This window comes from Chitiniphilus shinanonensis DSM 23277, assembly GCF_000374805.1.
In the GTDB taxonomy this organism is placed as follows: Bacteria; Pseudomonadota; Gammaproteobacteria; order Burkholderiales; family Chitinibacteraceae; genus Chitiniphilus; species Chitiniphilus shinanonensis.
Window position 1 is genome coordinate 83,518 of the sequence record NZ_KB895336.1, and the last position, 21,861, is coordinate 105,378.

Annotated in this window: 23 protein-coding genes; 10 read left to right on the forward strand and 13 right to left on the reverse strand. The window is 66.9% G+C overall.

The window, feature by feature from the left end; genetic code table 11:
- Nucleotides 1–74 precede the first annotated feature (74 nt).
- Genes C556_RS24030 through tsaB form a run of 3 tightly spaced genes read right to left on the reverse strand, consistent with a single transcriptional unit; the run spans nucleotide 75 to nucleotide 2,106 of the window.
- The gene (locus C556_RS24030) at nucleotides 75–983 is read right to left on the reverse strand and encodes a uracil-DNA glycosylase (protein WP_018746952.1); all 909 of its coding nucleotides are present in this window, start codon (nucleotides 981–983) and stop codon (nucleotides 75–77) included.
- Nucleotides 980–1,429: a ribosomal protein S18-alanine N-acetyltransferase gene (gene rimI / locus C556_RS0104055; protein WP_018746953.1), complete on the reverse strand. Its 450-nt coding sequence runs from the start codon at nucleotides 1,427–1,429 to the stop codon at nucleotides 980–982. The genes C556_RS24030 and rimI overlap by 4 nt, the downstream gene beginning before the upstream one ends.
- Entirely contained in the window at nucleotides 1,426–2,106 is a 681-nt protein-coding gene (tsaB, locus tag C556_RS0104060; RefSeq protein WP_018746954.1) for a tRNA (adenosine(37)-N6)-threonylcarbamoyltransferase complex dimerization subunit type 1 TsaB, read from the reverse strand. The genes rimI and tsaB overlap by 4 nt, the downstream gene beginning before the upstream one ends.
- 89 nt (nucleotides 2,107–2,195) lie before the next feature.
- On the opposite strand from tsaB, the gene C556_RS0104065 reads away from it, so the two are divergent.
- From C556_RS0104065 to C556_RS0104075, 3 genes are read left to right on the forward strand one after another with little or no spacing between them, the layout of a single operon-like run.
- A complete protein-coding gene (locus tag C556_RS0104065; protein ID WP_018746955.1) occupies nucleotides 2,196–3,983 on the forward strand; it encodes an extracellular solute-binding protein in 1,788 nt (595 codons plus the stop codon).
- Between the two features lie 46 nt (nucleotides 3,984–4,029).
- On the forward strand, nucleotides 4,030–5,088 hold the full coding sequence (locus C556_RS0104070) for a microcin C ABC transporter permease YejB (protein WP_018746956.1): 1,059 nt from the start codon (nucleotides 4,030–4,032) through the stop codon (nucleotides 5,086–5,088).
- Nucleotides 5,085–6,116 (forward strand): ABC transporter permease, encoded by a 1,032-nt coding sequence (locus C556_RS0104075; RefSeq protein ID WP_018746957.1) that lies wholly within the window; start codon nucleotides 5,085–5,087, stop codon nucleotides 6,114–6,116. The genes C556_RS0104070 and C556_RS0104075 overlap by 4 nt, the downstream gene beginning before the upstream one ends.
- Before the next feature lie 7 nt (nucleotides 6,117–6,123).
- Here C556_RS0104075 and C556_RS0104080 read toward each other — a convergent pair whose 3' ends face one another.
- The 9 genes from C556_RS0104080 to aroQ all read right to left on the reverse strand — a co-directional run bounded on the left by C556_RS0104080 (nucleotide 6,124) and on the right by aroQ (nucleotide 13,443).
- Nucleotides 6,124–6,915 carry a DUF3025 domain-containing protein gene (locus tag C556_RS0104080; protein WP_018746958.1) on the reverse strand — a complete coding sequence of 264 codons (792 nt, stop codon included), beginning with the start codon at nucleotides 6,913–6,915 and terminating at the stop codon, nucleotides 6,124–6,126.
- A gap of 7 nt (nucleotides 6,916–6,922) precedes the next feature.
- A complete protein-coding gene (locus C556_RS0104085; RefSeq protein WP_018746959.1) occupies nucleotides 6,923–7,399 on the reverse strand; it encodes a hypothetical protein in 477 nt (158 codons plus the stop codon).
- 132 nt (nucleotides 7,400–7,531) lie between these two features.
- Nucleotides 7,532–8,032, reverse strand: a complete 501-nt coding sequence (gene tpx, locus C556_RS0104090; RefSeq protein ID WP_018746960.1) for a thiol peroxidase — start codon at nucleotides 8,030–8,032, stop codon at nucleotides 7,532–7,534.
- 109 nt (nucleotides 8,033–8,141) lie between these two features.
- Complete coding sequence (tpx, locus tag C556_RS0104095; RefSeq protein ID WP_018746961.1) at nucleotides 8,142–8,690, reverse strand: thiol peroxidase; 549 nt, start codon at nucleotides 8,688–8,690, stop codon at nucleotides 8,142–8,144.
- Between the two features lie 122 nt (nucleotides 8,691–8,812).
- A complete protein-coding gene (locus C556_RS21450; protein ID WP_018746962.1) occupies nucleotides 8,813–9,925 on the reverse strand; it encodes a DUF3426 domain-containing protein in 1,113 nt (370 codons plus the stop codon).
- A 76-nt stretch (nucleotides 9,926–10,001) separates the two neighbouring features.
- Nucleotides 10,002–10,892 carry a 50S ribosomal protein L11 methyltransferase gene (gene prmA / locus C556_RS0104105; RefSeq protein WP_026262792.1) on the reverse strand — a complete coding sequence of 297 codons (891 nt, stop codon included), beginning with the start codon at nucleotides 10,890–10,892 and terminating at the stop codon, nucleotides 10,002–10,004.
- Between the two features lie 138 nt (nucleotides 10,893–11,030).
- Nucleotides 11,031–12,398, reverse strand: a complete 1,368-nt coding sequence (accC, locus tag C556_RS0104110) for an acetyl-CoA carboxylase biotin carboxylase subunit (protein WP_018746964.1) — start codon at nucleotides 12,396–12,398, stop codon at nucleotides 11,031–11,033.
- 84 nt (nucleotides 12,399–12,482) lie between these two features.
- Complete coding sequence (gene accB / locus C556_RS0104115) at nucleotides 12,483–12,944, reverse strand: acetyl-CoA carboxylase biotin carboxyl carrier protein (protein ID WP_018746965.1); 462 nt, start codon at nucleotides 12,942–12,944, stop codon at nucleotides 12,483–12,485.
- Between the two features lie 31 nt (nucleotides 12,945–12,975).
- A complete protein-coding gene (gene aroQ / locus C556_RS0104120; protein ID WP_040430425.1) occupies nucleotides 12,976–13,443 on the reverse strand; it encodes a type II 3-dehydroquinate dehydratase in 468 nt (155 codons plus the stop codon).
- A 220-nt stretch (nucleotides 13,444–13,663) separates the two neighbouring features.
- Here aroQ and queA point away from each other — a divergent pair, with 220 nt between their 5' ends.
- Nucleotides 13,664–14,692: a tRNA preQ1(34) S-adenosylmethionine ribosyltransferase-isomerase QueA gene (queA, locus tag C556_RS0104125; RefSeq protein WP_018746967.1), complete on the forward strand. Its 1,029-nt coding sequence runs from the start codon at nucleotides 13,664–13,666 to the stop codon at nucleotides 14,690–14,692.
- Nucleotides 14,693–14,803: 111 nt separating this feature from the next.
- Here queA and C556_RS19265 read toward each other — a convergent pair whose 3' ends face one another.
- Nucleotides 14,804–15,445: a CAP domain-containing protein gene (locus C556_RS19265; protein ID WP_018746968.1), complete on the reverse strand. Its 642-nt coding sequence runs from the start codon at nucleotides 15,443–15,445 to the stop codon at nucleotides 14,804–14,806.
- A 135-nt stretch (nucleotides 15,446–15,580) separates the two neighbouring features.
- Here C556_RS19265 and tgt point away from each other — a divergent pair, with 135 nt between their 5' ends.
- From tgt to bioC, 6 genes are all read left to right on the forward strand, one after another.
- Complete coding sequence (gene tgt / locus C556_RS0104135) at nucleotides 15,581–16,708, forward strand: tRNA guanosine(34) transglycosylase Tgt (RefSeq protein WP_018746969.1); 1,128 nt, start codon at nucleotides 15,581–15,583, stop codon at nucleotides 16,706–16,708.
- Between the two features lie 270 nt (nucleotides 16,709–16,978).
- Entirely contained in the window at nucleotides 16,979–17,311 is a 333-nt protein-coding gene (gene yajC / locus C556_RS0104140; protein WP_018746970.1) for a preprotein translocase subunit YajC, read from the forward strand.
- A 45-nt stretch (nucleotides 17,312–17,356) separates the two neighbouring features.
- Nucleotides 17,357–19,222: a protein translocase subunit SecD gene (gene secD / locus C556_RS0104145; RefSeq protein WP_018746971.1), complete on the forward strand. Its 1,866-nt coding sequence runs from the start codon at nucleotides 17,357–17,359 to the stop codon at nucleotides 19,220–19,222.
- A 13-nt stretch (nucleotides 19,223–19,235) separates the two neighbouring features.
- Nucleotides 19,236–20,171, forward strand: coding sequence for a protein translocase subunit SecF (gene secF / locus C556_RS0104150; RefSeq protein ID WP_018746972.1), 936 nt, complete (start codon nucleotides 19,236–19,238; stop codon nucleotides 20,169–20,171).
- A 125-nt stretch (nucleotides 20,172–20,296) separates the two neighbouring features.
- The gene (locus tag C556_RS0104155; protein ID WP_018746973.1) at nucleotides 20,297–20,938 is read left to right on the forward strand and encodes a DedA family protein; all 642 of its coding nucleotides are present in this window, start codon (nucleotides 20,297–20,299) and stop codon (nucleotides 20,936–20,938) included.
- A 17-nt stretch (nucleotides 20,939–20,955) separates the two neighbouring features.
- The gene (bioC, locus tag C556_RS0104160) at nucleotides 20,956–21,858 is read left to right on the forward strand and encodes a malonyl-ACP O-methyltransferase BioC (protein WP_018746974.1); all 903 of its coding nucleotides are present in this window, start codon (nucleotides 20,956–20,958) and stop codon (nucleotides 21,856–21,858) included.
- Nucleotides 21,859–21,861: the final 3 nt, after the last annotated feature.

Genomic DNA, 21,861 nt, shown 5'->3' on the forward strand with positions numbered 1-21,861 from the left:
CCGGCGGCGTGGACCTTCTCTTGATACCTTGTGTACCGACAGGCGGCAAGTTGGAAACGGGCAGCGGCGGCGTGTCAGCGTTCGGTGGCGGCCAGCTCGCGCAGGCGCTGCTGCACCAGCAGCAGATCGCGCCAGGCGCGCGCCTTGTCCGGCAGATTGCGCAGCAGGTAGGCCGGGTGGTAGCCGACCACCACCGGGATGTCGTTCACCTGGTGCAGTTTGCCGCGCAGGGCGCCGACCGGGGCGTCGGTCTGCAACAGCGTCTGGATGGCGAAGCGGCCGACGGCGAAGATCAGGCGGGGGCGGATCAATTCGATCTGGCGCGCCAGGTAGGGGGCGCATTGCAGCACTTCGTCGGGCTGCGGGTTGCGGTTGCCCGGGGGGCGGCACTTGAGCACGTTGGCGATGAAGACGCGCTCGCCGCGTTTTTCGCCGATGGCGGCCAGCATGTTGTCGAGCAGCTTGCCGGCGGCGCCGACGAAGGGCTCGCCCTGGCGATCCTCTTCGGCGCCCGGCGCTTCGCCGACCACCAGCAGCTCGGCCTGCGGGTTGCCCACGCCGAACACCGCCTGGGTGCGGGTCTTGCACAGCCCGCAGGCGGTACAGCCGGTGACGGCGGCCTGCAACGATTGCCAATCCAGCGCAGCGATCTCGCGGGCCCGGGTCGAATCCGCGTCGGCCAACGGGGCCAGTGTGGCGCGCACATTGGGGCCGCCATTACCGCGTGCCGGAGGCGGCGCCGCGACCACGGGGCGTGCGGCGGCGGCACGCTCGGCCGGCGCGTGCGGCACCACGATCCGTGGCGGCTCGCGGCGCGGCGCGGGCGCTTCGACGGGAGGCGAGACCGGGGATGCCTGCTCGGCCGGTGGGGCGTTCGCCACCGGCTCGGCGGCGGTCGGTTCGTCGGGGCCGGCGAGCAGTTCGGGCCGCACCCAGAGCGGGGTCAGGCCGAGTTCTTCCAGGACCAGGTCGCGCCGGCTCATGGCTGGGCGGCCAGGGTGAAGGCGTACAGGTGCGCATCCTCGCGTCCGCCACCGGGCAGCGGGTAGTAGCGGGCGCGGATGCCGGTCTCGGTGCCGCCCAGCGCGTCGTACAGCGCCTGAGCCGGCCGGTTGCCGGCACGCACTTCGAGGAACAGCGTCGCGGCGCCGGCCTGGGCCAACTGCCGCTGCACCGCTTCGAGCAGGAAGCGGCCCAGGCCCTGGCGCTGGCGGGTCGGGGCGATGGCGATGGCGAGCAGTTCGGCCTCGTCCAGCACGCGGCTGGCGACGGCGAAGCCCAGCAGCGCGTCGCCATCCCACAGGCCCAGGCAGTAGTGGCTGGCCAGCGAGTCGCACCAGTTGTCCGGATGCCAGGGGTGGGAGTTGGTGGCGGCGTCCAGCGCCAGCAGCGCGGGCAGGTCGGCCGGGGCCAGCGGGCGCAGGGTCATGGCTTGAGCCGTTCGCTGGTCTTGAGCGCCACTTTGTCGCGCAGGTATACCAGCGGCGCGTCCTCGGGCGGCAGGGCTTCGCCGCGCTCGAATAGCGGCAGCGCCAGCCGCAGCAGGTCGCCGGCTTGCGGGAAGCGTTCGGGCAGCGTTTCGCTCAGGCAGCCGCCCAGGCGGGCGGCGAGCGCGTCGCCATGGGCGGCGAAGCCGCTGCCGACGCCGACCCAGCTGTCACCGTCGGGCTGCGGGGCGTCCTGCGGATCGCAGACCACGGCCGGGCCGGCTTCGCGCCAGCTGTTGCCGCTGCGCTCGAAGGCGGCCGCGTAGACCTGGTTCATCCGCGCGTCCAGGCAGGCATACACGCGGGGCGCGTCGCAGCCGGCGGCCAGCGCCGCCAGCGTGGAAACGCCCACCACCTTCAGCCCCAGGCCGAAGGCCAGGCCCTGGGCGATGCCGCAGCCGATGCGCAATCCCGTGAACGAGCCCGGCCCCATGCCGTAGGCGATGCCCTGCAACGCGGCGCGGGCGATGCCGGTATCGGCCAGCAGCGCTTCCAGCTCCGGCAGGGTGCGCTCGGCGTGGCGCTGGCCGACGTGCCAATGGCGCGCGACGATGCCGCCGGGCGTGGTCACGGCGAGCGACAGATATTCGGTGGAGGTGTCGAGTGCGAGGTAGGCCATCGAGGTGCGCGGGCAAAAACTGTCGGTGATTCTACCACGCGGGTTGCGCCGACCATGCCGTCGTCGGCCGGCTCCTCTATGATCCGCACATGCCGCGCCTACTTCTCATTCTGCTGTCGTGCCTGCTGCTGCCCGTCGCCTTCGCCGGGCACGCCATCGCCCTGGGCTATACGCCGAAGTATCCGGCGGGTTTCACCCATTTCGAGTACGTCAATCCAGATGCCCCCAAGGGCGGCAGCCTGCAACTGCCCAACCCCGACCGGCGCACCAGTTTCGACAGCTTCAACCCGTTCATCATCAAGGGCACCTCGGCCGCGGGGCTGACGTTGCTGATGTTCGAGAGCCTGCTCGCCAGCAGCGAGGACGAGCCGGCGTCCGGCTACGGCCTGCTGGCGGACGATGTGGCGGTCGCGCCGGACGAGCTGTCGGTGACGTTCCGCGTGAACCCGGCGGCGCGGTTCTCCAATGGCGATCCAGTGCGCGCCGCCGACGTGAAGTACAGCTTCGACACGCTGGTCAGCACCAAGGCGTCGCCGCAGTTCCGCGCCATGCTGTCGGACGTGAAGCGGGTGCAGGTGCTGGATCTGCGGCGCATCCGCTTCGAGTTCGGCCGGCGCAACCCCGAGCTGCCGCTGATCATCGGCAGCCTGCCGGTGTTCTCGCGCAAGTGGGGCGGTGGCCTGGCCATCGACCGGATCGCGCTGCAACCGCCCATCGCCAGCGGCCCCTACCTGATCGAGGCCTACCAGAACGGTCGCCAGCTCACCTATCGCCGCAACCCGAACTACTGGGGCAAGGATCTGCCGACGCGCCGCGGCATGTTCAACTTCGACCGCATCACCTACCGCTACTACAAGGACGAGGTGGCGCGGCTGGAGGCGTTCAAGGCTGGCGAGTTCGACTTCATCGTCGAGAACAGCGCCAAGAACTGGGTACGCCAGTACCTGGGGCCCAAGTTCCGCTCGGGCGAGCTGGTGAAATCCACCTTCCGCCATCACAACACCGCCGGCATGCAGGGCTTCATCCTCAACAGCCGCCGCCCGCAGTTCGCCGATCCGCGGGTACGGCGCGCGCTGGGGCTGGCGCTGGATTTCGAGTGGCTGAACCGGCAGTACTTTTACGGCCAGTACACGCGGCTGGACAGCTACTGGGCCAACAGCGAGCTGACGGCGACCGGCCTGCCGGGCCCGGACGAACTCAAGCTGCTGGAGCCGCTGCGCAAGCAGTTGTCCCCCGAGGTGTTCGGCCCGGCCCGCCTGCCGTCCGACACCAGGCCGCCGCATTCGTTGCGCGCCAACCTGCTCGAAGCGCGCGAGCTGCTGCGGCAGGCCGGCTGGACCTATCGCGACGGTGCGCTGCGCAATGCGGCGGGCAAGCCGTTCGAGTTCGAGTTCATGGATGACAGCGGGCCGATGCTGCGGGTGTTCCTGGCACTGTCGCGCAACCTGGAAAAGCTGGGCATCCGCGGCTCGCCGCGCACCGTCGATTACGCGCTGTACCAGCGCCGCATGGACGAGTTCGATTTCGACATGACCACGCTGCGCTTTCCCGACAGCCAGAGCCCCGGCAACGAGCTGTACGATTATTTCTCGCGCAAGTCGGCGGACACCAAGGGCACCGGCAACTTCATGGGCGTGCGCGATCCCGCGGTGGACAAGCTGATCGACGCCGTGGTCGCCAGCGAGAACCGCGCCCAGCGCGTGATCGCCGTACGTGCGCTGGACCGGGTGCTGCGCCAGGCCGACTACGTGATCCCGCACTGGTACAGCGCCGAGCACCGCGTGGCGTACAGCCAGCGGCTGGACTACCCGCGCCACCTGCCGCGCTACTACTCGGCCGAGCCGTGGATGGTGTCGAGCTGGTGGTTCAAGCCCTGACACTTGTAGACAGCCCCCGACACCCCGCCGCCGATAGGAACACCCGATGCTGCATTACCTGTTCAAACGCCTGCTGCTGATGGTGCCGACGCTGCTCGGCGTGCTGCTGATGGCTTTCGTCGTGGTGCAGTTCGTGCCTGGCGGGCCGGTGGAACAGTTGATGTTCGAGATGAAGGGGCGTAATGCCGGCGGCGAGGCGGCCGGCGGCGGCGGCGGCAGCGGGCTGTACCAGGGGCAGAAGGGGCTGGACCAGGAGCAACTGGCGCAGATCAAGGCGCAGTTCGGCTTCGACAAGCCGGCGCCGGTGCGTTTCTGGGAGATGCTCAAGCGCTATGCGAGCTTCGACCTGGGCGAGAGCTACTACCACCACCAGAGCGTGTGGTCGCTGATGGTGGAAAAACTGCCGGTGTCGATCTCGCTGGGGATGTGGACCTTTTTGCTGACCTACCTGGTGTCGATTCCGTTGGGGGTGGCCAAGGCGATGCGGCACGGCAGCCGCTTCGACTTCACCTCGACCCTGTTGCTGCTGGCGGCCTACGCCATTCCGGGCTTCGTGCTGGGCGTGCTGCTGCTGGTGCTGTTCGGCGGCGGCAGCTTCTGGCAGTTGTTCCCGCTGCGCGGTCTGGTGTCGGACGATTGGGCGTCGCTCAGCCTGCTGGGCAAGGTGACCGACTACCTGTGGCACATGGTGCTGCCGGTGGTGTCGATGGTGCTGGGCGGCTTCGCCTCGGTGACGCTGCTGACCAAGAACAGCCTGCTGGAGGAGATCCGCAAGCAGTACGTGCTGACCGCGCGCGCCAAGGGGCTGACCGAGCGGCAGATCCTGTACCGGCACGTGTTCCGCAACGCGATGATCCCTATCGTCACCGGCTTTCCGGCCGCCTTCGTCGGCGCCTTCTTCACCGGCAGCCTGCTGATCGAAACCCTGTTCTCGCTCGACGGGCTGGGGCTGTTGTCGTTCGAATCGGTGGTGCGGCGCGACTACCCGGTGGTGCTGGGCTCGCTCTACCTGTTCTCGCTGATCGGCCTGCTGACCAAGCTGGTATCCGACCTGTGCTATGTGCTGGTCGACCCGCGACTGCGCTTCGAGGGGAGCAGCCGATGAACACGGTACGCGTGGGGCCGTGGCGCCGGGCGTGGCGCCGCTTCAAGTCGAACCGGCTGGGCTACTGGAGCCTACTGCTGTTCGTGACGATGTTCATCGTCAGCCTGGGCGCCGAGCTGGTGTCGAACGACAAGCCGCTGCTGGTGCACTACCAGGGGAAGCTGTACTACCCGATGTTCCACGACTACCCGGAAACCACCTTCGGCGGCGACTTCAACACCCCCGCCGACTACCTCGACCCCTATCTGCGGCAGAAGCTGAGCCAGGGCAGCAACTGGGCGCTGTTCACCTTCAACCATTACGGCCCCAACACCCTGAACTACTTCGCCGGCCAGCCCAACCCCGCGCCGCCCTCGGCCGAGAACTGGCTGGGTACCGACGAAAAGGGCCGCGACGTGCTGGCGCGGCTGCTGTACGGCTTCCGGGTGTCGGTGTTGTTCGGCCTGGCGCTGACGGTGGTCGGCACACTGCTGGGCATCCTGTTCGGCGCGATCCAGGGTTATTTCGCCGGCAAGGTGGACCTGTTCATGCAGCGGGTGATCGAGGTATGGGGCGCGATGCCCGAGCTGTACCTGCTGCTGATCGTGGTGTCGATGTTCCAGGCCAGTATCTGGATCCTGTTCCTGGTGCTGTCGGTGTTCGGCTGGATCGGGTTGTCCGACTACGTGCGCGCCGAGTTCCTGCGTAACCGCAACCTGGAATACGTGACCGCCGCGCGGGCGATGGGTCTGACCGACTGGCAGATCATCCGCCGCCACCTGTTGCCCAACTCGATGACCGCGGTGATCGCCTTCCTGCCGTTCCGTAAGACCGCCGCCATCCTGGCACTGACGGCGTTCGACTTCCTCGGCCTGGGCGTGCCGCCCTCGACGCCGTCGCTGGGCGAGCTGCTGGCGCAGGGCAAGGCCAATCTGGATGCGTGGTGGATCTCGCTGTTCACCTTCTTCACCCTGGTGACGCTGCTGATGCTGCTGGTGTTCATCGGCGAGGCGCTGCGCAACGCGCTGGACCCGCGCCACAACGGGTGAGGCGCGGTCAGCGCGTGCCGCGACGCGGGCGGAAGTAGCCGGTGTCGGCGTAGAAGGCGTCGTCCTGTGCCGGCCACCAGCCCGGCACGCCCAGATAAGGCAGCGGCGGCAGCTGGCGCGGTGTGCGCAGCTCGCCGGCGTCGATGGCGTCGGCCAGGTGGCGATCCAGCCAGGCCAGGCGCTCCGCCAGCGGCCAATCGAAGAACGCCGACGGAACCGCCACCGGCCAGCACTTGCCGGTCAGTCCCACGAACGGCGCCAGCAGGTTCTCGTAGGTGGCATGGCCGAACACCAGCGCCTCCACCTGCCGCCCCCAGGCATCGCGTCGTGCCTGGAACAGCGTGGGCCAGTCGTGATCGCACAGCGCGCGGTGCAGCGCTTCGTCGCAGTACGGCAGGATCAGCCCGCATTCGTCGAACAGCGTGGCCGCGTCGCGCACCGGCCCTCGCGTGCCGTTGCCGCCGGTGGGCAGCAGCCGATAGTGCAATGCGTTGAGTGCTGCCTTGGCGTGGGGATAGGCGTGCCAGACCAGCGCGTTGAAGCAGTCGTGCCAGTTGAGGCTGCGGGTGGCGATGCGACCAAGCTCGTGGATTTCCGCTTCGTAGTAGCGGCTGAGGCTGGCGGGATCGACACAGGTCAGCGGCTGGCCGCTGCGGGTGAAGACGGTGGGCAGGCGGCCCCAGTCCGCCAGGGTGGGAAAGCCGCCCAGGCGCGCCAGCCAGGGGCCCAGTGGCGCGAACGCGGGGTGGCCGGAAAACAAAACCGCCGGCCAGGCCGGCGGTTGCCAGGGGTGATCCACGCGGGAATCAGAGCTTGCCGAGTTCCAGGCGGCCTTCGCCCAGTACGGCGGCGCCGGCATTGGGGGCATCCAGCGCCTTGATCACCAGGAAGTAGGCCTTGCCCTGCGCGCACGGCGGCAGGTAATTGCCGTTACCGCCGTCCGGGCCGGACACCAGCGAGAAGCCGGCCGGCAACTTGCCTTGAGCCTGGACGCTGGGCACCTGCGCGCTGGCGACGCCCTTGTTCACGGTGTAGAGCAGGCGGCCCATGCTGCCGCCGCCGCGCTCGTTGAATTCGATCAGCAGTCCGCCGGTGCCTTGCGGCAGGTCGAACACGTTGAGCGCCGGGGTCGAACCCTGGCCGCCCAGCTGCGCGCATTGCTGGCCCGGCGGTACCGCGACGCCGTTCCAGGCGGGGTTGGCGAAGCGCACGGTCAGGCGCGGGCCGGCGAGTGCCGGCAGGGAAACCAGTGCGACCAGGGCAAGCAGCAGGCTACGTTTCATGGCAGTTGTTCAGAGTCGATCGGGACGAATCGGCCGATATTGTAGCGGATTCGTGCACGCTCCAACGGTTGGGCGGTTCACTCGGTTGACCGGAAGCGCCGCGTGGCCCTTCCGGTGTGACGCAGCAGACTGTCAGCCCAGCGCCTTCAGCGCGGCGGCGTAGTCCGGTTCTTCCTTGATTTCCGGCACCAGTTCGGCGTGGACCACGCGGTCGGCGGCGTCGAGCACCACCACGGCACGTGCGGCGACGCCGGCCAGCGGGCCGCTGGCGATGGCCACGCCGTAGGCGTCCAGGAACTCGCGGCCGCGCATGGTGGACAGCATCACCACGTTGTCCAGGCCCTCTGCACCGCAGAAGCGGCTCTGCGCGAACGGCAGGTCGGCCGAGATGCACAGCACCGCGGTGTTGTCGAGCTGGTTGGCGGCTTCGTTGAAGCGGCGGACTGACGCGGCGCACACGGCGGTATCCACGCTCGGGAAGATGTTCAGCACTTTGCGCTTGCCTGCGAACTGGGCCAGCGAGACGTCGGCCAGATCCTTGCCGACCAGGCTGAACGGCTTGGCCTGGTCGCCGGCGGCGGGGAATTGGCCGTTGACGGTGATGGGATTGCCGCCGAGGGTGACTTGGGACATCGGTATGCTCCTAGTGGTGGTTGTATGCCGTCTGAAAGTGGGGGAAAGAAGGCGTGATTGCAAGGGCAACGGCCAAAAACAGAGCCCCGCCGGAGCGGGGCTGTGTGGATCAGGCGACCGGGGTGATGCCCGGTTCGAGCAACGGCTCGGGCGGCGGCGGGATCAGCGCCTGGATCATCGCCTCGTAGTTGGGCTCGCTGTTGATGTCCTGCACCAGTTCGGCGTAGCGCACGGTGTCGTCGACATCCAGCGCGATCAAGGCGGTGGCCATCAGGCCGGACAGCGGGATGTCGGTGATCATCACGCCGTAGTCCTTGTGGAAGTCGCGCCCGCGCAGGGTGGACAGCAACTGGAAGTTGCGGAAGTCCTCCTGGTGCAGCAGGCGCTGCATTGCGTATGGGGTGTCGACCGAGACCAGCAGCACCACGGTGTTTTCCCAGCTGGGCGCCAGGCTTTCCAGGCTGCGGGCGATGGTGAGGCCGATGGCGGCGTCGACGCTGGGCACCACGGCGATCACCTTGCGACGCCCCCAGAACTTGGACAGCGGGACATCCTGCAACTGGACATCGACCAGCATGAAGCTCGATGCCGTGTCGCCTGTGCGCGGAAAGCGCCCGCCGACACTGATCGGGGTGCCATTGAGCATGACGGTTGCCATGGGGATCTCCTCCTCCTGAACGGAATTGTTCAGTATCGGTATCCCCCCAAACGATTACAAGCGGCGGGTGGCAGGGGAAACGGGCGGGGGTTGTCGTCGCGAAAAAGATCGCGGGCAGGCGCTCAGGGATAGAACCAGTACAGCGAATAGCCGGTGGACGACAGCTCGCCGATATCCAGTTGCAGGAAGGCGCGCAACTCGTCGTTCGGCGGCAACTCGGTGCGTTGCTTGTCGTCGGGCGCCAGGTACTGCGCCGGGGTGAAACGCTTTTTGGCGACCACCTGTTCGGCGTCGTCGGTCAGCGTCAGCTCCAGCGTCGGCAGCGCCTGGGTGTAGGGTGCGAGGTTGCGCACCGACGCGGAAAGCTGGATCAGGTTGCCGTGATCGGGCACGTAGGTCAGTTCGGAATAGTCGGAGCGCAGCAGCGTGGCATTGCGCGGCAGCGGCATGCTGCAGCCGACGTAGTCGCACGCCTGGACCAACGGCGCGCGCAGCCAGGGAAAATCGGTAGCCAGCGTGTTGCGATAACGCAGGCCCGTCTGGGCCAGCAACGCCAGCAACAGCAGCAGGGTGAGCGGTGGCCACAGCAGGCGCCAGCGCGAAGGCGGCGGCGGTGGCGCCAGCAGGGCCTCGTCCTCGGCGGTGCGGATCGGCCGATAGACCGAGTTGAGAGTGAGCGGTGTTTCGTTCAGCGCGGTCTTGAGCGCTTCCTGGTCGCGCTTGTCGGCCTGCTTCTGCGCCACCGACCTGGGCTTCGGCGCGGGAATGGGCTCCGGGGCCGCTTCCGCCGGCGGTTCGGGCGCTGGTTGTGGCGCCTCGGCTTCGGCGGCGGTTGGCGGCGCCGGCGTGGTGGTGCCTTGCGCCATCGCCCGGGCGGCCTGGCGTGCCTTGCGCGCCGCGATCACCATGTCGGCGACGCTGGCGTCCGGCGGGGTGGGGCTGAATTCGCCACCGCCGTCGCTGGCGGGGGCGGGCGTCGGCGCTTCGGGTGCGACCGTCGGTACGGCGACTGGTGCCGGGGCGGGCGGTGGCGGCTCGATGGCGAGGGGTGCCGGCGGTTGCGGCGCGGCGGGCGGCGGCGGCACCTGCTCCAGCACCGGAGTCTCGATGCAGGCGCGGGCATTGAACACGAAGGCGCACTTGCCGCAACGGACCTTGCCGCCATGGGCGGCGAGCTGGTCCTCGCTGACCTTGAAGGCGGTACGGCAGTTGGGGCAACGCGTGACGTGGTTCATGGGGCTCGATTGTAGCTGCCCGGATGGGAAGCGCAATGCACGCGCGGCGCGACCGGCGTCGGCGCCGCGTGCCGGATCAGGCGCGCTTGCGCCCGGACAGGCAGACCCACCCGTCCTCGGTGGCGGCGGGTGCGAAGTCGAACCAGGCGCCGTAGAGGGCGCGTACTTCGTCGGCCTGCTCCGCCAGGATGCCGGACAACGCGATCCGGCCGCCGGCGCGCACCCGCGACGCCAGCATCGGCGCCAGCGCCTTCAGCGGATTGGTCAGGATGTTGGCGACCACCACGTCGTATTCGCCTTGCGGCGCGGCGTCGGGCAGGAAGAACGCGATTTCCACGCCGTTCTGCTCGGCGTTCTGCCGGCTGGCGATCATGGCCTGCGGGTCGATATCGACGCCGTGGGTGGCGCCGGCGCCGACCTTGCGCGCGGCGATCGCCAGGATGCCCGAGCCGCAGCCGTAGTCGAGCACGGTCTCGCCGGGCTGGATGTTGCGATCCAGCCATTGCAGGCACAACCGCGTGGTCGGATGGCTGCCGGTGCCGAACGCCAGGCCCGGGTCGAGCGCGATATTGATCGCCTGCGGATCGGGTGCGTCGTGCCAGGTGGGGGTGATCCACAGTCGCTCGGAGATCGGGATCGGCTCGAACTGCGATTGCGTCAGCCGCACCCAGTCCTGTTCCTCGACGGTGACGGTCTCGAAGACAGGCACCGCGATGCCGGCCGCGTTGGCGGCGGCGGTCACGGTCAGCGCCGGATCCATGTCGTCGCCCAGGTGCGCCACCACCACGCTGCGGTCCCACATCTGGTCCACCGGCTCGCCCGGCTCGCCGAAGATGGGTTTTTCCTCTGCGGTGCCGGCCGCGGCGTCCTCGATGGACACCGACAGCGCGCCCAGGTCGAACAGCGCGTCCGACAGCGCCTCGGCGTGCTTGGAATCAGTGGTGATGCGAAGTTCGGTCCAGGGCATGGTGGTCTCGCGGTGGCGGTTCATGAAAAAAACGGGGTGGCAACCCCGTTTCCTGTCCGGCCTGGGCCGGCGATCGGCCACCCGGGCCCGGCCGTTGCAAGCAGCGCTCGCAGTGGGCCGGGACGGGTGGGGCGACAGTCAATGCTGGCTTTCCAGCGCCGCGCGGATATCCGGCATCTTGTGCTCCAGGTAATGGATGCTGGTGCCGCCCTTGATGAATTCGGCGTCGAGCAGCAGTTGCTGGTGCAGCGGGATGTTGGTGTGGATGCCTTGCACCACCATTTCCGACAGCGCGATGCGCATGCGGGCGATGGCCTGGTCGCGGGTGAAGCCGTAGGTGATGATCTTGCCGATCATGCTGTCGTAGTTGGGCGGGACGAAATAGCCCTGGTAGACATGCGAATCGACGCGCACGCCGGGGCCGCCGGGCGTGTGGTAGGTGGTGATGCGGCCGGGGCTCGGCACGAACTTGAGCGGGTCTTCGGCGTTGATCCGGCACTCGATGGCGTGGCCGCGCAGCTTGATGTCCTTCTGCGCGTAGGCCAGCGGCAGGCCGGCGGCGACGCGGATCTGCTCCTGGACGATGTCCACGCCGGTGATCAGCTCGGTCACCGGGTGCTCGACCTGGACGCGGGTGTTCATCTCGATGAAGTAGAACTCGCCGTTCTCGTACAGGAATTCGAAAGTGCCGGCGCCGCGATAACCGATCTGGCGGCACGCCTGGGCGCACGCTTCGCCGATCTTCTTGCGCTGGGCCTCGGTGATGCCGGGGGCCGGGGCCTCTTCGATCACCTTCTGGTGGCGGCGCTGCATCGAGCAGTCGCGCTCGCCCAGATAGATGGCGTTGCCGTGGGTGTCGGCCAGTACCTGGATCTCGACGTGGCGCGGGGTCTGGAGGAATTTCTCCATGTAGACCACGGGGTTGCCGAACGCGGTCTGGGCCTCGGCCTTGGTCATTTCCACCGAGCGCAGCAGTTCTTCCTCGTTGTGCACCACGCGCATGCCGCGTCCGCCGCCGCCGCCGGCGGCCTTGATGATGACCGGGTAGCCGACGCGCTTGCCGGTGGCGAGGATTTCCTTGGGATCGTCCGGCAGCGCGCCGTCCGAGCCGGGCACGCACGGCACGCCGGCCTTCTTCATCGCATCCTTGGCGCTGACCTTGTCGCCCATCAGGCGGATCGATTCGGGAGTGGGGCCGATGAAGGTGAAGCCGGATTCCTCCACCCGTTGGGCGAAGTCGGCATTTTCGGAGAGGAAGCCGTAGCCGGGATGGATGGCATTGGCGTTGGTGACTTCGGCGGCGGAGATCAGCGCCGCCATGTTCAGGTAGCTTTGCGGGGAGGGATTGGGGCCGATGCAGACCGATTCGTCGGCCAGCTTGACGTACTTGGCCTCGCGATCGATCTCGGAATGGACCACGACGGTCTTGATGCCCATTTCCCGGCAGGCGCGCAGGATACGCAGCGCGATCTCGCCCCGGTTGGCGATCAGGATCTTTTCAAACATGTTCTTTAACTCCGTGGGGAGTGAAGGCTGTGGAACGGACGGGCAATGCAGGCCGCGCCCCGTTCCTCACACCTCACAGAATCCTTACCCGATCACGAACAGCGGTTCGCCGTATTCCACGGGCTGGCCGTTCTCGACCAGGACGGCCTTGATGGTCCCGGACTGCTCGGCTTCGATTTCGTTCAGCAGCTTCATCGCCTCGATGATGCACAGCGTGTCGCCGACATTCACCGACTGGCCCACTTCGACGAAGTTCTTCGCGCCGGGGCTGGCGGCACGGTAGAAGGTGCCGACCATCGGCGACTTGACCACGAAGCCTTCCGGCAGGCCGCTGGCGGCGGGCGCTGCTTCGGCGGCGGCGGCCGGTGCGGCGGCGGCGGGCGTGTTCGGCACCTGGACCTGCATCGGCGCCTGGGCATAGATCGGCTGGGCATGCTGGGTGACGCGGGTGATGCGCACCTTTTCCTCGCCCTCGGTGACTTCGAGTTCGGCGATGCCGGATTCCTCGACGAGGTCGATCAGTTTCTTCAGTTTGCGCAAATCCATGCGGCAACCCTTCCTTGATATCGTTGTGCGATCACGCCTGTTGCGGCGCTTCAGGAACGGAGTAGTCGAGGGCATAGGCCAGGGCGTATTCATAACCCTTGGCGCCCAGCCCGCAGACCACTCCCACGGCAAGATCGGAGAAGAACGAGCGATGGCGGAACGCTTCGCGCGCATGCACGTTGGAGAGATGCACTTCCACGAACGGCTTCTTCACCCCGGAGATCGCGTCGCGCAGGGCGACGCTGGTGTGGGTGAAGGCGGCCGGATTGATGACGATGAAGTCGGTGTCGTCCGCGAGCGTCGCATGGACGCGCTCGATCAGCTCGTATTCGCGGTTGGACTGGAAGACTTCGACCGTGACGCCCCGTTGTCGGCCGAGATCGACCAGGCGGGCGTTGATCGTGGAGAGTGTCTCGGCTCCATAGTGCTGCGGTTCGCGCACGCCGAGGAGGTTGAGATTCGGTCCATGCAGCACGAGTACCTTTCGGACCTTTGGCATCTGCAACCCCGTTCTGTTCTTACCCCTGAGATGGGGCGGAGTTTGCCGAGCCGAAAATCGCTTGTCCAGCAAATTCGACGAAATTCACGGCATTTTTCCGCTAAAACACTTGTTTGAAATCGATCAGATGCCAGCAGGTGTGCGGGCTCGGAAGTGGTGATCCAGGTATAATCCTGTAGTTTTCCTACGGCGATTTTGGGGTTGTCCCCTACCAGATTCGATGCAACTCAGCGATTTCGACTATTTCCTGCCCGAACATCTGATCGCGCAGTTCCCGCCCGCCGAACGCGGCGCCAGCCGGCTGATGCAGGTCGGCGCCGCCGGCATTGCCCACGGCTGGTTCCGCGAACTGCCGAACCTGCTGCGCGCCGGCGACGTGCTGGTGTTCAACGACACCAAGGTGATCAAGGCGCGACTCTTCGGCCACAAGGCCAGCGGCGGCGCCATCGAGGCACTGGTGGAACGGGTGCTCGACACCCACCACGCGCTGGCGCACGTGCGGGCTTCCAAGGCGCCCAAGCCGGGCACGCGCTTGTTGTTCGACGGCTTCGAGGCCGAGATGGTCGAGCGGCGCGGCGATCTGTTCCTGCTGCGCTTCGCGGGCGAACGCAGCGTGCTCGAATGGCTGGACGAAGCCGGGCGATTGCCGCTGCCGCCTTATATCACTCATACGCCGGACGACGAGGACGCCAAGCGCTACCAGACCGTCTATGCGCGCGATCCCGGCGCGGTGGCGGCGCCGACCGCCGGCCTGCATTTCACCGATGCCTTGCTGGAACAGGTGCGCGGCATGGGTGTGCAGACGCACTTTCTGACGTTGCACGTCGGCGCCGGCACTTTCCAGCCGGTGCGGGTGGACGATATCGCCCAGCACGTGATGCATCACGAGCGCTACAGCATCCCCGAGGCGACCATCGCGGCCATCCGCGCGGCCAAGGCAAACGGCGGCCGGGTGATCGCGGTCGGCACCACCAGCCTGCGCGCGCTGGAAGCGGCGTCGCAGCACGAGGTGCTGGGCGAGCCGGAGGGCGACACCGATATCTTCATCACCCCGGGATACCGCTTCCGCGTGGTGGATCGCCTGATCACCAATTTCCACCTGCCCAAATCCACGCTGCTGATGCTGGTGGCGGCCTTCAGCGGGCTGGAGACGATGCGCGCGGCCTACGCCGAAGCGGTGGCCCGCGAGTATCACTTCTTCAGTTATGGCGATGCCATGCTGCTGGAGCGCGCGGACGACCCTGCCTAGAGCGGCTACAAAGCTCTCCTGGCGGCGTAGCTCGGGGACGACGGGCTTCACTTGGCGTCCTTGTGCTGTCCGCGTCCCGCGCTCCTTGTCAGGACCGTTGTGCAACTGCTCCTAGTAGGGTTTGCTGCCGACGACATTGCCGGCCGGCAGGTAGTTGCAAACCCATACCTCGCCCTGGCCGCAGCGCGCGCGGCCGCAGCCGACCTCGGTGGTGGTCTTCCAGATGATTTGGGTGTAGTGTCCGCAAGCCTTGCCGGTGGCGCAGCTGTTGCTGGCGAGGTCGTAGTCGGCCTTCTCTGCCGCCCACGATCCCACCACGTCCGCCGCATTCCAGCGATACCCGTCATAAGCCACCGAAACCCAGCCGGTGAACAGGTTCTCGCCGGTGGTGCTGCCGTTGAGCTTGCGTTCGTCGCCGCTGCGGTGGGTCAGGCCGCAGCTGTTGTCCCGTGCCAGATGCTCGGCCCACGCCTGGGCGAAGTCGGCCAGCGAAGCGGACCACTTCAGGTCGGGCAGGCCGGCGTTCTCGTTGCGCCGCACCGCGTTGTGCTGGGCCAGCAGGGCGTCGGCGAGCGCATCCGGGACCGGGGCCGGAGTGGGCGCCGGCGTCGGGCCGGGGGTCGGTGCCGGCGCGCCGGGTGTGGTCGGGGCCGGGCTGGGCGGCGGCGCTTCGCCCGAATCGCCGCCCCCGCCGCCGCAGGCGCTGAGGAGAAGGCTGGCGGACAGGCAGCAGACGAAGGGCAGGGCGCGCATTGCGGGTCTCGGTTCTGAAAGGGGTTTCCAATGTAAAGTCCGCGTAGCATGCGGCAAGTGCCAGGCGCGCCAGCGGCGGCCTGGCCTGTGTGAATGGCGCCGGAATGTGTATCCGGTGGCGACATGGAGTCAGTAATGATCGAAAGCGGTTTGCAGTTCAGTCTGCGCAAGACCTCGGGCGGCGCACGGCGCGGCACCTTGCAACTCAATCACGGCGTGGTGGAAACCCCCGTGTTCATGCCGGTCGGCACCTATGGCACGGTCAAGGCGATGACGCCGCGCGACCTGCACGACATCGGCGCCCAGATCGTCCTCGGCAATACCTTTCATTTATGGCTGCGCCCCGGGCTGGACGTGATCGGCCAGTTCGGCGGCCTGCATCGCTTCATGGGCTGGGACAAGCCCATCCTCACCGATTCGGGCGGCTTCCAGGTGTTCAGCCTGGGCGATCTGCGCAAGATCTCCGAGGAAGGCGTCAAGTTCCAGAGCCCGGTCAACGGCGACAAGCTGTTCCTCACGCCCGAGGAGTCGATGCGCATCCAGACCGTGCTCAACTCCGACATCGTGATGATCTTCGACGAGTGCACGCCGTATCCCGCCGATGCGCGCCAGGCCGCCGAGTCGATGCGCCTCAGCCTGCGCTGGGCCCGGCGCTCCAAGGACGAATTCGCGCGGCGGCAGAATCCGAACGCGCTGTTCGGCATCGTCCAGGGCGGCATGCACGAGACGCTGCGCGACGAATCGCTGGCCGGGCTGAACGACATCGGCTTCCACGGCATGGCCATCGGCGGCTTGTCGGTGGGCGAGCCCAAGGAGGACTTCGCCCGCATCCTGGCGCACACCGCGCCGCGTCTGCCGGTGGACAAGCCGCGCTACCTGATGGGCGTGGGCACGCCGGAGGACCTGGTGTTCGGCGTATCGCAGGGCATCGACATGTTCGATTGCGTGATGCCCACCCGCAACGCGCGCAACGGCATGCTGTTCACCCGCTATGGCGACGTGCGCATCAAGAACGCGCGCTACCGCGCCGATACCCGCCCGCTGGACGAATCGTGCGACTGCTATACCTGCGCGCATTTCAGCCGCGCCTACCTGCATCACCTGTTCCGCAGCGGCGAGATCCTCAGCTCGCAGCTCAACACCATCCACAACCTCCACTACTACCAGGTGGTGATGCGCGAGATGCGCGCCGCCATCGAGGCCGACGACTTCGCCGGTCACGTGGCGCGCTTCCACGCCGATCGTGCGCGCGGCGTCGATTGAGTCTGGCCGGCCGAACCTTTCTGGTGAGGGTGCGACAGCCGGAACCGCTGCGCAGGATTTTGTTGGCCGCGCCTGAGGAATTCCGGCCTGTGCCGCCCGTCCGCTACCGGCGGCATGGTCGGCGCGAGGCGATGTTTCATGCCGGTGGCGTGCGGCGTCAGGAACCTTCGGCTGCCGCGCCGGTCGCTGGCTGGCGGGTGGATTTCACCCCCCGTGCGGGCTAGAATGTCCCGCTTTGTCTCGACAGATGATTATTAGAAGGTAATGTCCATGTTCATCGCCCCCGCTTACGCCGCCGCTCCGGCCGCAGCGCCCTCCGCCGTGGAAAGCCTCGTCTCTTTCCTGCCGATGATCGCGATCTTCGTGCTGTTCTGGTTCCTGCTGATCCGCCCGCAGCAGAAGCGCGCCAAGGAACAGGCCGCAATGCTGAATGCCTTGCAGAAGGGTGACGAGGTCGTCACCAGCGGTGGTGTGCTCGGCAAGATTTCCAAGGCCGGCGACCACTACCTGACCCTGGAAGTGGCCGAGGGCACCGAGATCGTCGTACAGCGCTCCGCTGTCGCTCAGCGCCTGGAAAAGGGCACCATCAAGAACAACAAGTAAAGAAACGAAGGCGGCCCTGCCGCCTTTGTTTCATGGATCGCCACCATGAACCGCTACCCGATGTGGAAATACCTGCTGATCGCCGTCACGCTGATCGCAGCCCTGCTCTATGCACTGCCCAACCTGTACGGCGAAAGCCCGGCCGTGCAGATCTCCGCCGCCAAGTCCACCACCAAGGTGGACGCAGCCACCCGCAAGACCGCGCTCGACACCCTGGCCGCGGCCAATATCCCGACCGATGGCGTATTCCCCGACGCCACGTCGCTCAAGGTGCGCTTCAAGGATACGGATGCGCAGATCAAGGCCAAGGATCTGATCCAGACCGCGCTGGGCGAGAACTACATCGTCGCGCTGAACCTGTTGCCGCAGACCCCGTCCTGGCTGGCCGCGATCGGCGGCAAGCCGATGTTCCTGGGCCTGGACCTGCGCGGCGGCGTGCATTTCCTGCTGGAAGTGGACATGAAGGCTGCCGTCGACAAGCAGCTGGAAAAGGTGGCGGGCGACATCCGCCGCGAACTGAAGGATCGCAAGATCCGCTACGGCCGTGTCGCGCGCGACCGCGACAGCGTCACCGTGCAACTGCGCGATGCCGCCACGGTGAGCGCGACGGCCGGTGCCATCCGCCGCGTGCTGCCCGACCTGAGCATCCAGGAAGTGTCCCGCGACGGCGACTACCGCGTGGTGGTGAGCTTCACCCCGGCGATGCAGACCAAGCTGAAGAACGACGCGGTGGCGCAGAACATCACCACCCTGCACAACCGGGTGAACGAGCTGGGCGTGGCCGAGCCGATCATCCAGCAGCAGGGCGAAGGCCGCATCGTGGTGCAACTGCCCGGCGTGCAGGATACCGCCAAGGCCAAGGACATCCTCGGCCGTACCGCCACGCTGGAAGTCCGCATGGTGGACGACGACCAGGCGCGGTTGCAGGCCGCGCTGTCGGGCGACGTGCCCGCCGGCTACGAGCTGGTGCCGATGGCCGGGGTGCGCGCCGGCATGACCCAGTCGATCCTGCTGAAGAAAGAGGTCGAGCTGACCGGTGACAACATCACCAAGGCCGAGCCCTCCTACGACCAGAACAACAACCCCGTGATCAGCATGGGCCTGGATTCCGCCGGCGCCTCGATCTTCCGCACGCTGACCGCTGAGAACATCGGCAAGGGCATGGCCATCGTGCTGGTCGAGAAGGGCAAGGGCCAGGTCATCACCGCACCGCGTATCAACGCCCAGTTGGGCGGCAGCTTCGTGATCGAAGGTGGCGGCATGACGGTGCAGGAAGCCAACGACATCGCGCTGCTGGTGCGCGCCGGTTCGCTGGCCGCGCCGATGAACATCGTCGAGGAACGCACCATCGGCCCGTCGCTGGGCAAGGAGAACATCCAGAAGGGCTTCCACTCGACCATGTACGGCTTCATCGCCATCGCCATCTTCATGATGCTGTACTACCGCCTGTTCGGCGTGGTCTCCACGCTGGCGCTCGGCGCCAACCTGCTGTTCCTGGTGGCGCTGCTGTCGGCCATCGGCATCACGCTGACGTTGCCCGGCATCGCGGCCATCGCGCTGGCGCTGGGCATGGCGATCGACTCCAACGTGCTGGTGAACGAGCGGATCCGCGAGGAGCTGCGCAACGGCATGTCGCCGCAGGCGGCGATCCAGAACGGCTACGGTCACGCCTGGGCCACCATCCTGGATTCCAACATCACCACCCTGATCGCCGGCATCGCGCTGTTCATCTTCGGCTCGGGCGCGGTGCGCGGCTTTGCCGTGGTGCACTGCCTGGGCATCCTGACCTCGATGTACAGCGCGGTGTTCGTCTCGCGCGGCATCGTCAACCTGATCTACGGTTACCGCCGTCGTCTGAGCAGCGTCTCGATCGGCCAGGTGTGGGTGCCGCATCAAGAAAAGCAAGCATAAGGGGCGCCTGAAGATGGAATTCTTCCGCATCAAACATGACATCCCGTTCATGAGCTATGGCCGGCTCACGACGGCGATCTCCCTGATCACCTTCATCGTCGCGGTGTTCTTCCTGGGCTACAAGGGCCTGAACTTCGGTGTGGAGTTCACCGGCGGCACGGTGATCGAACTGCGTTACCAGCAGCCGGCCGATCTCGGCCAGGTTCGGGTGGCGGTCGAGCAGTTGAAGTACGGCGAGTCGCAGGTCCAGGCGCTGGGCACCACGCGCGACGTGATGGTTCGCCTGCCCAACATCAAGACCAAGACCAGCGCGCAGTTGTCGAACGAAGTGATGAGCGTGCTCAAGCAGCAGCGTGCCGACGTCGAGCTGCGCAAGGTGGAGTTCATCGGCCCGTCGGTGGGTGAGGAACTGGTCACCCACGGCCTGACCGCGCTGATCCTGGTGTGCCTGGGCATCATCGCCTACCTGGCGATCCGCTTCGAATGGCGCTTCGCGGTGTCGGCGGTGATCGCCAACATGCACGACGTGGTCATCATCCTGGGCTGCTTCGCCTTCTTCCAGTGGGAGTTCTCGCTGACGGTGCTGGCGGGGGTGCTGGCGGTGCTGGGTTATTCGGTCAACGAATCGGTGGTGGTGTTCGACCGGATCCGCGAGAACTTCCGCAAGCCCAACATGCGTGGCAGGAGCGTGCCGTCGATCATCGACAACGCCATCACCGCGACCATGAGCCGGACCATCATCACCCACGGCTCGACCGAGGCGATGGTGCTGTCGATGCTGGTCATGGGCGGCCCGGCGCTGCACGGCTTCGCCATGGCGCTGACCATCGGCATCGTGTTCGGCATCTATTCGTCGGTGCTGGTCGCCTCGCCGCTGCTGCTGATGTTCGGCGTCACCCGCGAGAACATGATCAAGCCGGTGACGGTCAAGGAAGAAGCCGTCGTCTGACCGACGCGGCCAATCGTCCTGTGCAGAGAACCGGCGGCTGGTCCGCCGGTCTTTGTTTGTCACGAGGTGTCACGCAACCGCGTTACGCTACATCCCTTCGATCCGCACTTCAGCCCCGGCCCATCATGGAATTCAACCTCATCGATCTGTTCCTGCACCTGGACACCTACCTGCGTGTCTTCGTCGAGCAATACGGCGCGCTTACCTACGCCGTGCTGTTCCTGGTGATCTTCTGCGAAACCGGCCTGGTGGTGACGCCGATCCTGCCGGGTGATTCGCTGTTGTTCGTTGCCGGCATGCTGGCCGGTGGCGGCCTGCTCAACGTCCACCTGCTGACGTTGTTGCTGTTCGTTGCCGCGGTGGCGGGCGATGCGCTGAACTACACCATCGGCCGCTACTTCGGCCACAAGCTGTTCGCCAATCCCGATTCCAAGATCTTCCGCCGCGATTACCTGGAAAAGACCCACGCCTTCTACGAGAAGCACGGCGGCAAGACCATCGTCCTGGCGCGCTTCGTGCCCATCGTGCGCACCTTCGCGCCGTTCGTCGCCGGCATGGCCGAGATGAGCTACCGCAGCTTCGTTTCGTACAACCTGATCGGCGCGGCCGTCTGGGTCGGCACGCTGACCTATGCCGGTTACTTCCTCGGCGGCGTGAGCTTCATCCAGAAGAACCTGACCGCCATCATCCTGGGCATCGTGTTCCTGTCCATCCTGCCGGCGCTGGTGGAGTTCGCCCGCCACAAGCTGCGGGGCGTCGCCGCCTGATCCATCTCGCAAGTTCCATGTCCGAATCGTTCTACACCGACAAGCACGCCGTAAAACTGGCGTTCGACCGCGCCGCCGGCTCCTACGACGCGGCGGCCGTGCTGCAACGCGAAGTGGCCGACCGCATGGCCGAGCGGCTCGACTACATCAAGCTGGTGCCCGGCCGCATCCTCGACGCCGGCAGCGGCACCGGCTACGCCAGCCCGATGCTGCGCGCCCGCTATCCCGAGGCCCAGCTGGTCGAGCTGGACCTGGCGCCGGCGATGCTGGCGCTGTCGCGCGACAAGGGTTCCGGCCGCGGCGTGCGCAAATGGCTCAACCTGTTCGAGCGGCACAAGCCGTTCCACGTCTGCGGCGACATCGAGCGATTGCCGCTGGCCGACGAATCGGTCGATCTGGTGTGGTCCAACCTCACCCTGCAATGGTGCAACACGCCGGATGCCGCGCTCGCCGAGTGCCACCGCGTGCTGCGGCCGGGCGGGCTGCTGATGTTCTCCACCCTCGGCCCGGACACCCTGAAGGAATTGCGCGCGGCGTTCGAGGGCGTGGACCGCCACAGCCATGTCAATCGCTTTATCGACATGCACGACGTCGGCGACGCGCTGGGGCGCGCCGGGCTGACCACGCCGGTGATGGACATGGAACTGATCACCATGACCTATCCCGACGCGCGCAGCGTGATGCGCGACCTGAAGGCCATCGGCGCGCACAACGTCACCGAGGGGCGGCCCGAGGGGATGATGGGCAAGCGCGCCTGGCGCAAGGTGGTCGAACAGTACGAGCGCTTCCGCCACGCCGGCGAACTGCCGTGTACCTACGAAGTGGTCTACGGCCACGCCTGGAAGCCCGAGAACCGCGCCAACGCGCGCCTGCCCGACGGCAGCCAGGTCATCGAATTCCGCCGCCGTCCCGGCACCTGACGC